General features: G+C 34.2%; 11 protein-coding genes. 7 read left to right on the top strand and 4 right to left on the bottom strand.

What is annotated here, in order from left to right:
* Positions 1-29 precede the first annotated feature (29 nt).
* Complete coding sequence (locus OLM58_RS21715) at positions 30-617, bottom strand: acyl carrier protein phosphodiesterase (protein ID WP_264530627.1); 588 nt, start codon at positions 615-617, stop codon at positions 30-32.
* A gap of 183 nt (positions 618-800) precedes the next feature.
* Between OLM58_RS21715 and glmM the strand changes: the two genes are divergently transcribed.
* Positions 801-2,189, top strand: a complete 1,389-nt coding sequence (glmM, locus tag OLM58_RS21710; protein WP_264530626.1) for a phosphoglucosamine mutase — start codon at positions 801-803, stop codon at positions 2,187-2,189.
* A 171-nt stretch (positions 2,190-2,360) separates the two neighbouring features.
* On the opposite strand, the gene OLM58_RS21705 is transcribed toward glmM, so the two are convergent.
* The gene (locus OLM58_RS21705) at positions 2,361-3,233 is read right to left on the bottom strand and encodes a lysophospholipid acyltransferase family protein (protein ID WP_264530625.1); all 873 of its coding nucleotides are present in this window, start codon (positions 3,231-3,233) and stop codon (positions 2,361-2,363) included.
* Positions 3,234-3,346: 113 nt separating this feature from the next.
* Between OLM58_RS21705 and OLM58_RS21700 the strand changes: the two genes are divergently transcribed.
* On the top strand, positions 3,347-3,985 hold the full coding sequence (locus tag OLM58_RS21700; protein WP_264530624.1) for a rhomboid family intramembrane serine protease: 639 nt from the start codon (positions 3,347-3,349) through the stop codon (positions 3,983-3,985).
* Between the two features lie 53 nt (positions 3,986-4,038).
* Entirely contained in the window at positions 4,039-4,731 is a 693-nt protein-coding gene (locus tag OLM58_RS21695; protein WP_249965819.1) for an SIMPL domain-containing protein, read from the top strand.
* A 329-nt stretch (positions 4,732-5,060) separates the two neighbouring features.
* Here OLM58_RS21695 and OLM58_RS21690 read toward each other — a convergent pair whose 3' ends face one another.
* Positions 5,061-5,477: an acyl-CoA thioesterase gene (locus OLM58_RS21690; protein WP_264530623.1), complete on the bottom strand. Its 417-nt coding sequence runs from the start codon at positions 5,475-5,477 to the stop codon at positions 5,061-5,063.
* A 421-nt stretch (positions 5,478-5,898) separates the two neighbouring features.
* Here OLM58_RS21690 and OLM58_RS21685 point away from each other — a divergent pair, with 421 nt between their 5' ends.
* On the top strand, positions 5,899-10,407 hold the full coding sequence (locus OLM58_RS21685) for a zinc-dependent metalloprotease (RefSeq protein WP_264530622.1): 4,509 nt from the start codon (positions 5,899-5,901) through the stop codon (positions 10,405-10,407).
* A gap of 97 nt (positions 10,408-10,504) precedes the next feature.
* Here the strand turns inward: OLM58_RS21685 and OLM58_RS21680 are convergent, their stop codons facing one another.
* Positions 10,505-11,173 carry a response regulator gene (locus tag OLM58_RS21680; RefSeq protein WP_264530621.1) on the bottom strand — a complete coding sequence of 223 codons (669 nt, stop codon included), beginning with the start codon at positions 11,171-11,173 and terminating at the stop codon, positions 10,505-10,507.
* Positions 11,174-11,391: 218 nt separating this feature from the next.
* Between OLM58_RS21680 and OLM58_RS21675 the strand changes: the two genes are divergently transcribed.
* The 3 genes from OLM58_RS21675 to OLM58_RS21665 all read left to right on the top strand — a co-directional run bounded on the left by OLM58_RS21675 (position 11,392) and on the right by OLM58_RS21665 (position 14,673).
* A complete protein-coding gene (locus OLM58_RS21675) occupies positions 11,392-11,625 on the top strand; it encodes a hypothetical protein (protein ID WP_264530620.1) in 234 nt (77 codons plus the stop codon).
* 206 nt (positions 11,626-11,831) lie between these two features.
* Positions 11,832-13,754, top strand: a complete 1,923-nt coding sequence (locus tag OLM58_RS21670; RefSeq protein WP_264530619.1) for a tetratricopeptide repeat-containing sensor histidine kinase — start codon at positions 11,832-11,834, stop codon at positions 13,752-13,754.
* A gap of 409 nt (positions 13,755-14,163) precedes the next feature.
* Entirely contained in the window at positions 14,164-14,673 is a 510-nt protein-coding gene (locus tag OLM58_RS21665) for a UpxY family transcription antiterminator (protein ID WP_264530618.1), read from the top strand.
* Positions 14,674-14,701 lie beyond the last annotated feature (28 nt).

Raw genomic sequence — 14,701 nt, 5'->3', positions numbered from 1 at the left:
TTGGTGCTTTTGTTTGGTGAAAAGCAGTATTAAAGAGAGAGTAATTTTTGACTTGAGTGGCTTTTTATATCCTCAAAAAAGAGCGTAAATTCTCGTTCAAATTCCGGATAGAATTCTTTTAGTTCAGCAGTGGCAAATTGCATGTTGGATTGATTTTTCGACCTCCTTCGGTCCATCTGAGTTAAAATTTGATGGATCCCTTCAACAGTCTGATAACTCAAAAGCCAGTTTTGTTTGATCATATAAGGCATTAAGTCTTGTGTTTTTTCTGTTAAAATAGGATAGTTTTCATGCAAAGATCTGTAAAATCGGTGAACAAAGTGATCCAATTTTTCATCGGAGTACTTTTCCCAGTTTTTGGCTAAAAAATGGTCGTAGACAATATCGACAATTACGCCTGCATAATGATGGTATTTCTCATGTAAACGTTTGGTGCTTTGCCTGAAAACATCATGCGAATCGGTATAAGTATCGATGGAACGATGCAAAAGAATGCCTTTTTGAACGTCTTCCGGAAAATGTTCAAACTGTTTACCGCGAATTCCATCGGCCATAAAGTTGCCAATTTTAATCAAATCATTTTCACCAGAAAGATAGATATGGGCTAGGAAATTCATTTTTATAAAGATTCAAAGGTTCAAAGCTACAAAGTCTCAAAGAGATTTTAGTAAATATATAAAAATCATTTCTTAAATTAAAGCAAGAGAGGTTTAATCTCTCGTTAATAAAAACTTTGCAACTTTGCAGCTTTGCAGCTTAGCAACTATTATATTTGTAATCAATAACCATAACTCACAAAAATGACTTTAATAAAATCTATTTCAGGAATACGAGGAACAATCGGTGGAAAAGTAGGAGATAACCTGACTCCTGTTGATGCTGTAAAATTTGCATCGGCATACGGTACTTTTTTGAAAAACAACACATCAAAAGAAAAATTAACGGTGGTGATTGGTCGTGACGCAAGAATTTCAGGACCAATGATTCACAATCTTGTAGTAAATACTCTAATAGGTTTAGGAATTAATGTAATTGATTTAGGACTTTCTACAACACCAACAGTAGAAGTAGCAGTTCCGTTAGAAAAAGCAGACGGAGGAATTATTTTAACGGCTTCTCACAATCCGAAACAATGGAACGCTTTGAAATTGTTGAACGCAAAAGGTGAGTTTTTAAGCGGAGAAGAAGGTGCAAAAATTCTTGAAATTGCAGAAGCGGAGGCTTTTGATTTCTCAGATGTTGACAGCTTGGGTGAGATTACGATAAACGATGCTTATATGGACATTCATATCGACGAGGTTTTGAACTTGCCTTTGGTTGATGTTGAAGCAGTAAAAGCCGCTAAATTTAAAGTGGTAGTGGATGGTGTAAACTCTTCCGGAGGAATTATCATCCCAAAATTATTGGAACAAATGGGTGTTGAAGTCGTAAAATTATACTGCGAACCAAACGGACATTTTCCTCATAATCCGGAACCATTGAAAGAACATTTGACAGATATTTCCGAATTGGTAGTAAAAGAAAAAGCGCATTTAGGAGTAGTTGTTGATCCGGATGTTGATCGTCTGGCTTTTATTTCTGAAGATGGGGAAATGTTTGGGGAAGAATATACTTTGGTAGCCTGCGCTGATTATGTTTTGAGTAAAACTCCTGGAAATACAGTTTCAAATATGTCATCTTCACGTGCTTTGCGCGATGTAACTATAGCTCATGGCGGTAAATATGAAGCCAGCGCTGTTGGTGAAGTAAACGTTGTAGCGTTAATGAAGAAAAACAATGCTATTATTGGAGGAGAAGGTAACGGAGGAATTATCTATCCGGAATCGCATTACGGAAGAGATAGTTTGGTGGGAGTTGCTTTATTTTTAACCCATTTGGCAAATAAAAAGATGTCAGTTTCGGCATTGCGCGCTTCTTATCCGGAGTATTATATGAGTAAAAATAAAATTGAATTAACACCGCAAATCGATGTTGATGCAATTTTGGTAGCGATGACCGAAAAATACAAAAACGAAGACATTACTACAATCGACGGTGTGAAAATTGATTTTGCTACAGAATGGGTTCATTTAAGAAAATCAAACACAGAGCCTATTATCAGAATTTATACAGAAGCTCCTTCACAGGAAAAAGCTGATGTTTTGGCACTTCGAATCATTGACGAAATAAAAGCAATCGCAGGAATTTAATTTGCATTGTGATTACAAACAAAAAACACCTTTTTCATCATTGAAAAAGGTGTTTTTTTATTTTAAGAAAGTAAAAATGGTGCCTGGTTTGTGTCATCAATTTGCAAGTTTTCTTAATGTTCAGTACAAAAACTCAAAACAAACTCACACATCTCACATTTCACAACAAAATTACTCTACCTTGTGTTTCCATCTTTTGTGTGTCCACAAATAGAATTCTGGAGCCTCATAAATTTGTTTTTCTACTTCTCTTAAGTATTTCTCCGTAATGTCAAAATTTTCATAATCATTCGGATTATCGGCAATCGGTACAAAGGTGGCTTCATAATACCCTCTGGCTACTTTTTTTACTTTTACAAAAATAACACTCAGGTCGTATTTTTTGGCCAGCATTTCGGCTCCGGTGTGTACAGGAACTTCAATTCCCATAAATTTCATCGAATGAAAAATTCGGTCCAGTTTAGGCGATTGGTCGCTGGCTAAACCGTACATGCTTAAAATTCCGTCACGTTGGTTTTGAGCCATTGTTGGAATCGCTTTTCTGGTTTCAACTAATTCCGTATCGTATTTAGAGCGAATTTTTCGAACCAGCTTGTCAAAATAGGGGTTGGCTACTTTTTTATACACTGCAATACCCTGAAAAGCAATTTTAGGATTAATCGTCAAAAGCCATTCGTAACTGGCGTAGTGCGCCGCTACCAGAATAGTGCTTTTGCCTTTTTTCGCATATTCGTTAACCAGGTCAAGATTTGTCGTTTTGAATCTTCTTTCCATCTCCTGAGGTGAAATACTCATCGTTTTAATCATTTCCAAAAACATATCACACATATGTTTGTAGAATTTTTTCTCGATTTCTTTTCGTTCAGAATCGTTTAAATGCGATAAAGTAAGTTTTAAGTTTTCACGTACTACTCTTTTGCGGTAGCCTACAATTCTGTAAATGATTAAATATACAAAATCAGAAAACAAGTAAAATATTCGAAAAGGAAGTATAGAAATGAGCCAAAGAAAAGGGAAGGCTATGATATAAACGAGAAATTGCATGTATTGTTTTTTTTACAAATATAAAGTAAAAATGAATTACGAGCTATATTTTGAATTGATGCTAACATATGTTTAAGAATGATTATATTTACAATTCACATTAAAAGTTTTTTATGAATACCATTTTGATTGGAATTATAGTTGCCAATGTTTTGATTAGTTATCAGGGTTTCAACAATCTTGCTTTTTTTAGAAAATACGAGTTTCATGTAGGAAGTATTCGCTCAGGAGAACAAATAAGAATGCTTTCATCCGGTTTTTTACATGCCGATATGATGCATTTACTTTTCAATATGCTAACGCTTTGGTTTTTTGCTCCGGTCGTATTAAACTGGTTGGGTAATTTTTCTTTTCTGTTAATTTATTTCGGAAGTTTAATTTTCGGAAGCTTATTAACGATGCTGTTTCATAAAAACGATTATAGTTACCGTGCAGTAGGGGCATCAGGTGCGGTGACAGGAGTTTTATACTCCGCCATATTGTTACAGCCAGATATGATGTTGGGAATCTTTTTTGTCATACCAATGCCAGCCTATTTATTTGGAATTTTATATTTATTGTATTCGATATACGGAATGAAAGCCAAAAATGATAATATTGGACATACAGCACATTTTGGAGGTGCTATTGGCGGATATTTCATAACTTTGATCAAAGAGCCATCTTTATTTGTAGATCACAGTATGATGGTGATACTGTTAGCAATCCCGATTTTAATCCTTTTTGCGATGGCGAAATTGGGGAAATTGTAACAATGGCACAACTTTTGAAAGGTCACTAATCAAATAATTTAAATATAACTAAAATGAAGAAAGTAGTATTATTTTTAACAATAATGTTTATGTCTATGTCTTACGCGCAAGAAGTCAAACAAATTCCTCAAATCAATGTAAGTGGTGAAGGAAAAGTAAAAATAGCACCGGATCAGGTTTGTATTTCAGCTACGGTTGAAACAAAAGGGAATAATGCTAAAGATGTCAAAAAACAAAACGACGAAAAAATCGACGCTGTTTTGAAGTTCATCAAAAAAATGAATGTTCCTGTTGCTGATTACAAAACAAAACAGGTTTCGCTTAATCCGCAATACGATTACGAAAAAAAGAAAACAAGTTATAATGCTACTCAGACTGTAGAAATTGTATTGAAAGATTTATCTAAATACGATGAAGTAATGGAAGGTTTGGTACAACAAGGAATCAATCGTATTGATAATGTTTCTTTTGAATCTTCTAAATTAGCACAACACCAATCAGAAGCTCGTAAATTAGCTATTAAAGATGCTAAGGCAAAGGCAGAAGACTACGTTTCAGTTTTAGGTCAAAAAGTAGGTAAAGCGATTACAATCTCAGACAATTCTCAGGTATACAATCCTAGACCAATGTATGCAGCTATGAAATCAATGGCTATGGATACTAACGGTGGCGCTGAAAATGAAACGCTTGCAGTTGGAGAAATTGAAATTACAGCAAACGTAAATGTAAGTTTCGTTTTAGACTAGATCTGATAAAAGAATAAATTTCAAATCCCAAATTCCAATTTAAAACTGGAGTTTGGGATTTTTTTGTTTTAACTACTCTTAGGTATCATAGCAAGATATTTTTTCTATGCCGGGAGTTTTATAATTTAAAAAAGCTTTGCGGTAAAGGAAGCATTGTAAAACCTGTTTAATACCATCTATCGCTTTGAAAGAGCCTTAGCTCTAGCATAGTGCGAAGCACTACGAAAGGGATATTGATAATGATTGTTTTAGCCCTGAAAGGGCACAAGCCTAATCCCAAAGAAGAGAAATTGATTTATATTATGTTTTTGAAAGAGATTTTTCTCTACTTATAGTTGTAAAGAAGGTGCATCAGCAAAATTAGTTTTCAATTCTTCAGGTAAATAAGGTCGGCCTCCGGTAGCGGGAATACAGGTTCCTGTAAATACAGCCGTTGCCATTGTTTTTCCGTTTTTTATAATCGATTGTTTGAAATGCAATCGGGGTAATCCCTGAGCATCGGTGTAGACCGCACAGGTAACATCAAAATTGTCGTCTTTTTTTAGCGAGCGTATAAATTTGATACTGTACTCGGATAAAACCATAAATACGCCATTTTGAGCCTGTTGCACAAAATCAAAACCTAAAACCTCCCGAACAAAGTCATGACGGCATTCTTCCATATAAAAAGGGTAGTATAAACCGTCCATAATGCCTTGTATGTCTATGTGTGCATCCGCAGCAGTGTAATTTTTTGAATATTCCATAATGTAATTAAAGTTAGAACTATTTGAACGTATTTTCTTATTTTATATTGTTGTGTTTGAATCATTTTATCAGATTAGAATCCGGATTTATAAAAGTAAAAATACAAAGCATTCAAAACCAATTTGTAAACTCCGTTTAAGGACTTTTTTCCGGAGTTTTTTTTGAAAAAATCTACTCAATTTTTAGATTAAACTTGAAAAAATAAAGATAAGTCGTGTTAAAATAAAGGATTGCACTGAAAAACAATAATATAATATCATTTCATACTAATATAGCATAAAGATAACATTTGGGTTAAAGTTAGATTTGAAAAGTTAATTCATATCATAAGCGAATTATCTTGATTTAAATCGTAATAAATTAAGATTTAAATTATGTGTGTTGTAAATAATTAACAAAACTAAACCAAAAACAAGTATTATGAAAAAACAACTACTTTTATTAGTATTGTGTTGTCTCTGGAGTATGCAGGGGATAAAAGCACAGGATCTAATCGAGCCTTCACACAGCTGTCGTACAAAAGAGGTCAATGAATTACAATTAAAGAACCACCCTGGTTCATTGAAAGAAAGTAAAGCGTTTAATTTTTTTAGTAAAGAATACGCTAAAAAGCTGAAAACCAATAAAAGTTCGGTAAATACTACTTATACGATACCGGTTGTTTTTCACGTGTATGGTACATCGTTTAATGGTAAAACAGTTACTCTTGAAAAAATACAAATAGCCTTAAAGCATCTTAATGAGGATTTTCAGGGTCTAAATGATGACTTCAATACCGTAGAACCCTTTTTTCAGGCAAGAAGGGGAACCTTAAATATTGAGTTTAAACTCGCACAGATAGATCCCAATGGAAAATGTACCACCGGTGTAATTTTTGAAAGAAAAAAAGACGGATATGGTAACGGCAGTGGGTACGATAGCCAGATTCAGGCAGATGCCTGGGACAATTACAAGTACATGAACGTTTACATTCAGAATGATTTGTATGCTGATGGAGCTACCAATAATTCCGGAGTTTGCTGGTACCCGGATTCGTGGATGTCCGATAATAAATTGGCAAGATGTGTTTATAACGGAGCTTATCTGGGAGAAAATACCAATAAAGAATTTGCCTCAGTACTGACTCACGAGTTTGGGCATTTCCTGAATTTGATTCACACTTTTGATGGTGGCTGCACAGGGACTGATGAAGTGGATGATACTCCAAAAGAAGACGGAAAACATTCTTTGGGCTGTGTACCGGGAACGAATTGCGATGGTGACAAAGTAAATATAGAGAATTATATGGGGTACAATGCTGCACAAGGATGCAGTAAGATGTTTACACAAGGACAGGTAGCGAGAATGCTTGCTGCTTTACAACACGCTGCAAGAAAAACTTTATGGTCAGCACAAAATTTGATCGATACCGGTGTTAATTCAACCGGAAGCAGTGTAACCACAAATGTTACAAGTTTTAAAGAAGATATTGCTAATAACGGAACGGTTACAGGCAATGCTGTAATTACTTTAAATGGAGCCGTCTTTTCGAAATCGTCGGGAGCTTTAACTTCCGGGGTAGATTTTAGTTCTAATTTGCCCGCTGGTTTAAGTGCTGCGATTGTTATAAACAGCAGTAATCAGGCTACGGTTACTATAAGCGGAACGGCAACGAATCATAATGCAAGTAATACAACCAGCGGTGGAATTACATTGTTAGCTCCTGCATTAAATGGTGGAGTGAGTGGTATGCTTTGTGATGGTTTGAGTTGGAATTTTAAGTTTAGAGATCCCTATGGTATTTTCTATGTTGATATACCTGATATGACAGTTACGCCAACGTCTACCTGGAAATATTTTGCGCTTGAAAAAGGAGATGATGTTAAATATGGTGCCTGGCGATTTGCAGCCAATCATTTAAAAGTTGAAACTTACGGAAAAAGACTGGTAACCAATACAGGAACTAATAATATTACTGCTCTCGGCTTTAATGCGGCAATTAATGCAAGCAGTAATTTTACAGCACCGGGAGCATATCCTAACCAATTAGATCTTAGAACCTCTTCTTATAAGGCATGGGACGGGAAAACGGATTATTTAGGATTCGAATACACCATTGATGGAGAAAAGTGTTACGGTTGGTTAAAAGCAGTTGTTGCTGCGGACGGTTCAGGATACAGCATTGTAGAATATGCTTATAATACACAACCGGGCGGAACCATTTATACCGGAATCACAGATAAAGTGGCGTTAAGTGTTTCGCCGGCTTCTCTTTCGGAGAGCGCTGTTAATAATGGAAGCATTTCTCAAATTTCTTCTTTTAAACTAACGACGAACAATGGAACTTTTGTCAAAAGTTCAGGGCAGTTAACTCCAGGGGTTGATTATACGATCACAGGTGTTCCGGCTGGTTTGACAGCCAAACTAACCGCAATTAGTACTACCGAAGTTCAATTGGCTTTTACAGGAAATGCTGCGATGCATTTGAAAGAAAATAGTACTCAGGTAGTAGTAACATTTTTAAATCCTGCTATTACAGGTGGGGTTACAGTATTGTCAAGTTCTGTTGCAGCTGTTAAAATTAATTTCAGAGATCCTTATGCAATTGTACATGTGAAAGATCTGAATTATACCGTGGATGCAGAAAATACCTGGAAATTCTTCAGAATTACTGCCGATGCTGATCAGCAGGATTATGGAGTTTTTGTGGATAAGGGTGATCTTAAATTAGAAACCTATACAAAATCTATTGTTTGTGAGGGGAATTCTTTAAACATGAGTTTGATCAGAGCCAATCAACTTATTGATGGCAACAGTAATTTTATTGAAGGAGGCAGTTATCCTAATCTACACAATTTAAGAAATGCGGGTTATAAATCATGGGATGGGAAGACGGGTTATATTGGTTTTAAATTTACAATAGCTGATGAACCTTGTTATGGCTGGTTTAAGGTGAAAGTAAATGCCAAGGGAACTGCTTATACATTATTAGAATATGCTTATAATACAGAACCGCTGGCAGGTATACTTACGGAAGATATTCCGGTAGATCTTTCTGTTCATTTAGCCACTACACCCGATGAAATAAATGAAAATGCTTTAACCAATGATGGCAGTTTTGAAACAAAAATCGCAATTCAGTTAACAACAAACGGTGGGACTTTTACAAAAAGCTCTGGGAATTTAGTTCTTGGAACAGATTTTACCGTTACAGGATTGCCAGCAGGTTTGACCCCCGAAATTACTTTAATAAACAGTACAACAGCCGAGTTGAGTTATACGGGTAAAGCCACGGCCAATGAAGCTTCAAATACAGCCACGGCGACTGTTACTTTCCTGAATCCTGCAATTACCGGAGGAGCCGCTATTTTGGATAGTGATAATTTTACAACTAAGTTTATCTTTAAGAACGCTTATAAAATTATTTATGTTGATCTTCCAACTCCTTTAACAGTATCTGTTACAGGTTCTAAATGGAATCCATTTAATATTACGGCAGAGGCAGATCATACCAGCTATGGATTATTTATTGACGGCAATGACTTAAAGTTAGAAAATTATGATAAGGATTTGGTTTGCGAATCAGGAATTAACAATATCTCATATCTGGGATATAATGTTACAATTGGTGCAGCAAGCAATTGGAACGGGACAAGAGTTCCTACTCTAAGAAGCAGTTCTTATACGGTTTGGGATGGTAAAACTGGTTTTATAGGCTTTAAATATACTAAGAATGGGGTGTCTTATTATGGTTATTTTGAAACAGTTGTAAGTGCTGATGGTCAGAGTTATACGATCAGTAAATATGCCTATAATACGGCACCTATGACTTCAATCACTACGCCGCTCCAGTTAGGTACGGTTAAGATGACTAATACTCCAACAGTAATCGCTGAAGATAAATTAACTAATGACGGAACTTTTACAACGACGGTAACGGTACAGCTGACAACAAATGATGGAACTTTTACAAAAAGTTCTGGTAATTTAGTTCAGGGGACGGATTTTACTATAACAGGCTTACCATCGGGTTTAACTGCTAGTGTGAGTGTAGTAAATAACACTACGGTTCAGGTAAGTTATCAGGGCAAAGCCATTGCTAATGAGACAGCCAATGCAGCTACAGCCACAATTACCTTTTTAGATCCGGCTATTACCGGCGGAACAGCAGTTTTAGAAAATAAATCGTTCACTACTGATTTTACTTTTACAAATGCTTATGTTGTTGTTAAAGTAGATTTACCTACTCCGATCGTAGTTTCGGCTGCGAGTCCTTCAGGATCCTTTAGAATTACTGCCGAGGTAGATGGAAACGATACCGAATTTAAGCTGCAGTATGGCGAAGAGGGCGTGAAATTTTTGACCAATAACGGTTTAGTAAGTGAAACAGGAACAAGTTCAATTAGTTTTATTGGAACCAATCAGACAATTGGAGGAAGCAACAACTGGAATTCGTCAGGAGATGCAATGATTAGCAGTCCTGCTTATAATAACTGGAATGGAAAAACGGGATTCATTGGATTTACATTTGTTAAAAACGGCATCTCTTATTATGGTTATTTTGAAGCAGCCGTAAGTACAGACGGAAAAAGTTTTGCAGTAATACGATATGCATATAGTGCAGGACCGCAAGCTTTAATTACAACGCCTTCTACAGTTAATCCTTTTACTTTTCCTACTTTGGGCAGTGTTGATTTTGAAAACAAAGTAGCTTTTAAAGCTTATCCAAATCCGTTTCATGATGTCATAAACATTAGTTCTGATTCATTTTCGGGAAAAAAAGTAGAAGTATTAATTTATAACAGTTTAGGACAGAACATGTTTGTTAAATCATACGACACCAATGATGACACTATAACTATAGATGGCAATAATCTTACCAACGGTTTCTACTTTTTGAAGGTAAAAGTAGATGGTGTGGCACAGCCTGATAAAAAGATAATAAAATAGTAGACTTTAAATAGAAATTGATTGAATTGAAGGCTGTCTGAAAGGGCAGCCTTCTTTGTTTTGTGTCTTTAAATAAAAAAGGAGTATATTGACCTTGTTATAATAATCCCAGCGTTTTAGCCTTTTCAATTAGATCTTTGTCGCTTCCTTTTCCTTTTAACAGCTGATCTTTTATGTTGGCTTTCCTTTTTTCTATGGCACTCATTGAAAGCGGAATATATTCGGGAAGATTTACTGTTTTTACCCCTTCAGAGATTAGAATCAAAATTTGATTGTCGTGATTGTCCCAATTAATATTTTTCTTGAATAGTTCCCTTTGAGATTCTACAATAGTATTGCTTCTGAATATTTCACCATTAATAATGTTTTTACAAATTACAGGAAACTGTTCAAAATTGATGTCACTTTTGGATATAAAACCTTCAGGTCGAATTCCTTTTATTATTTTGTCGACAGTCAAAGGCTCACTGCGCATGGTAAGGAGTACTATTTTGCAATTCGGGAATTTTTCCTTGATTAAATAGGCCAAATCTATACCGTCATTAATATTGGATTGTTTGTAGGGTGGCAGATTAATATCAAGTAAAGCAAAATCGATATTAATATTTTGCTTGTGATGAAGAATGATTTTGTTATAAGCATCTTCACAATTATGACTTTTAATAAAATTTGGTAAATTTTGCTGAAACTCACCATCAGATAAGAGATTGATATAGCTGTCCACCGTCATTGGATGGTCGTCGACGATCAAAATATTAAGATTCATAATTTGTTAAATTCTATTGGAAACAAATGTAAGAAAAACTACGGTTTTTCCGTAATGGAATTTTGATTGTTTTACAACTAAAGAGACGGGTTGAATGACTGATAATTAGTACAAGTCGCATTTTTAACATGAATTAAATGAAATATTACGGATTTACCGTACATTTTAATCCACAGTTTGATGTTTTTTTGTTTTAATAATCAATTAAAGTTATTTTTATGAAAACGAAGTTATTTATTCCGGGATTGCTAATTGCTGTTGCATTGTTGACTTTTTCTTGTACAAATGATGATTACGAAACTCCGAAAACTCAAAGTAGTCAGTCAAAAAATCTGCATGAAAAATTAGATCCAAAAACAAATAAGATGGTAAATGGAACGACTAATTCGAATACAGACTTGTTAAATACTGAGGGAGATCCCGAAATTACAAGACCAACCAGAAAAGACTAAATGTTTTTGTGTTTATAAAAAAGACTATTTGATTTATTTTTAAATCTTATAGTCTTTTTATTTCAAAACCCTATATTTGAAATTGTAAAATAATACTTAAACTTTTGACGACACCTTTTAAAATAGTTTGTTTATTACTTGTGTTGACTTTTTTTTCCTGCAGGAAAAATGAATTCGCGAATGCTAATGATAAAATTACTATTTCAGTGGATGATAAGTATTTAAAAGGGAAGGAGAAAGAGAAATATTTAGACTCTATATTTAATTTGTTAAAGGATCAGAATAATGATTCTGTTACCAGAAATCTTCATTTTAAGCTGTCCACAGAATACTATTACAATAAAAATCCCAAAAAATCTTTGGCAGCCAGTTTAGAGGCTTTGAGATTATCTAAAGAGGTTGACGACAAAGAAGGAATGGCCAAAGCATTTTATTATATTGGCGACAGCTATGGGAATCTAAAAAAGGACAGCGCTTATTTTTATTACCTGCAAGCCGAAAAAGTATATTCTACATTATCAGATTACGATAATACGGCACGAATGTTATTTAACAAAGCTTACGTTTTGTTTTATGATGGAAATTATATCGAATGCGAAGTTGAAATCTCTAAAGCCTTACAGTATTTAAAAGAATCTAAAGATCAGCAGTTACTCTATTGCTGCAATGCTTTAATGGGGAATTGTCTTGAAAAGCTGGTCAATTATGATAAAGCATTGTGGTACCACCGTATGGCTTTGAATAATCTGGAAAAGATCAAGCTGAATCATATTGACAAGGACGAAATAACCAATTACAATGTAACGGCTACGATTAATATCTGTAATCTGTATGATTTAAAAGGGGAATATTTAAAGTCTATAGCAAAGCTGGAAGGTTTACTTTCCAGTGATTTAGAAAAAAATTGGCCCCGATTGTATGCTAATGTCCTGAGTAATCTGGCCTATTCTAAAATGAAAATTGGTGAATATGACAATGTTTATGAAATGTTTTCCAAATCATTAGAGATTTTGAAAAATAAAGGAGATGAAGCAGATATTCTATATAAAAAGATCCGCATTGGAGAGTATTTCCTCACACAAAAAGATACGGCTAAAGCAATCGAAGTTTTAAAAGAAGCCAATTTGTTAGCCACGCGAATTAAGAACAGTAATGAAATTTTAACTTCATTAAAGCTGCTTTCTACTCTGGATAAGAAAAATAGTCTCTATTATGCAAACGAGTACATTAATTTGAGTGATAGTATCAATATTGTTCAAAAAAATGCACACAATAAATATGCAAGAATTGAGTACGAAACTTCCAGAATTGAAGATGAAAATAAGATTTTGACGAAGAAAAATTTCTATATTTTAATCCTCTCATTTGCATCGATTTTTCTATTGCTGATTATTGTTATTTTAAGATATTCCAAGTATAAAAATAAAGAATTGCAGTTCCTTAAAAAACAAAAGTCTGCAAATGAGGAAGTCTATTTACTGCTGATGGAACAGCATGAAAAAATAAACAGTGCAAGAGATAATGAAAAATCTAAAATTGCAAAGGAACTTCATGACGGAATAATGAATAGAATTTATGGAGTCCGAATGAATCTGGGCTTTTTTAATTCTAAAGTTGAAGCGGAAATAATCGAAAAAAGAAAAGAGTATATTTTTGAACTGCAAAATATAGAAAACGAGGTTAGAATGGTATCACATGATCTAAGCCACAGCTCTTTTTTAGATGGTAATGATTTTAATGTTTTACTGTTGAGTTTAATCGAATGTCAAAAGGATATCAGTGCCACTCAGTTTATTTATACAACCGACGAAAATTTTGAATGGTCGGCTATTCAGAACATTTACAAAATAAATTTATACCGCATCATTCAGGAAGCGATATTAAATGTTAATAAATATGCTAATGCCACAAAATGTGAAATTAAAATCAGGTTTGAGGCTAATAGTGTCCTAAAAATGTCAATTACTGACAATGGTCAGGGGTTTGATACGAAAACTAAAAAAGAAGGCATAGGTTTAAACAATATGAAAGAAAGAACCAGTTCGCTAAAAGGTAAGTTTAGTATTGAATCACAAATTGGAAAAGGCACCAAAATTGAAGTCCGGTTTAATATTAAGGAGCTGGCTTGACGCTTCAAAACGGCAAAATTTTAACGATCTCCACAAAAGTCCTTAAAACCCGACAGTTTTTTAAAACTTGTCGGGTTTTCTTTTTTTGAAAACAAAGTACTTCCCGGTTACAATTTTTTTAAATCGAAATATTTGAATTGTTTTTCAAAGCTTAATTATTGGTTTTTAGGGAGTTATAGAGGTGTTTTCTTTTCATGCAAAAATAGCAAGTGTTTGATTTATTATCAGTGTTTTACGTTTTTTAATATGAAAGCCCGTAGTTTTTATTTAAAAAGTCCGTAATTTTTATGTAAATACTACTACTATTTTAGCCGTAAATAAAATGCGTTTTAATTTTTCAAATCCGTATTTAGATAAATATTCTCGTAACCGAGGACAGCGAAGCTATTAAAAAAAGGGAGTGTTATTTATGAAGTCAATTCACAATGGTTGGTACGTCTTGTATGTTAAATCTCATCACGAAAGAAAAGTATTTGATATGCTCGGATATTTGTCTATTAAGGCTTTTTTACCAACTATTCAGGTACAGAGTACACGTACGGATAGAAAGAAAAGTATTCAGAAATTACTTTTTCCGTCTTATGTTTTTGTAAAGATAAATTCTTCATTAGATTTTTATAAAACGCTTTCGATTAATGGAGCATGCATGTACATCCGCTTTGGAATGGAGTATGCCAAAGTGAGTGATGAAGAAATGCGAAAAATTGAACTTTTGCTTTTAAACAATGACGTCACTGAGGTTGAAACACATGTTGAAGAATTTAGTGTTGGAGATTTTAAAACGATCTCTTACGGTTCCTTAAAAGGATTAGAATGTGAAGTACTAAATACAAACAACACCAATAAAATTGTGGTTAGAATTGATTCGCTGCAGAAAAATATCACTGCTACAATTCCATCCTATTATTTGCAGAATTAATGTTATCGAGTATAAAAAAACCGGCTTT

It is taken from the genome of Flavobacterium sp. N502540 (assembly GCF_025947365.1).
Taxonomy (GTDB): Bacteria; Bacteroidota; Bacteroidia; order Flavobacteriales; family Flavobacteriaceae; genus Flavobacterium.
This window is presented reverse-complemented; position numbering and strand designations above follow the sequence as displayed.

Bases quoted from the DNA above. Each gene is read 5' to 3' on its own strand.
- OLM58_RS21715 (WP_264530627.1), bottom strand. From the start codon at position 617: ATGAATTTCCTAGCCCATATCTATCTTTCTGGTGAAAATGATTTGATT.
- glmM (WP_264530626.1), top strand. From the start codon at position 801: ATGACTTTAATAAAATCTATTTCAGGAATACGAGGAACAATCGGTGGA.
- OLM58_RS21705 (WP_264530625.1), bottom strand. From the start codon at position 3,233: ATGCAATTTCTCGTTTATATCATAGCCTTCCCTTTTCTTTGGCTCATT.
- OLM58_RS21700 (WP_264530624.1), top strand. From the start codon at position 3,347: ATGAATACCATTTTGATTGGAATTATAGTTGCCAATGTTTTGATTAGT.
- OLM58_RS21695 (WP_249965819.1), top strand. From the start codon at position 4,039: ATGAAGAAAGTAGTATTATTTTTAACAATAATGTTTATGTCTATGTCT.
- OLM58_RS21690 (WP_264530623.1), bottom strand. From the start codon at position 5,477: ATGGAATATTCAAAAAATTACACTGCTGCGGATGCACACATAGACATA.
- OLM58_RS21685 (WP_264530622.1), top strand. From the start codon at position 5,899: ATGAAAAAACAACTACTTTTATTAGTATTGTGTTGTCTCTGGAGTATG.
- OLM58_RS21680 (WP_264530621.1), bottom strand. From the start codon at position 11,173: ATGAATCTTAATATTTTGATCGTCGACGACCATCCAATGACGGTGGAC.
- OLM58_RS21675 (WP_264530620.1), top strand. From the start codon at position 11,392: ATGAAAACGAAGTTATTTATTCCGGGATTGCTAATTGCTGTTGCATTG.
- OLM58_RS21665 (WP_264530618.1), top strand. From the start codon at position 14,164: ATGAAGTCAATTCACAATGGTTGGTACGTCTTGTATGTTAAATCTCAT.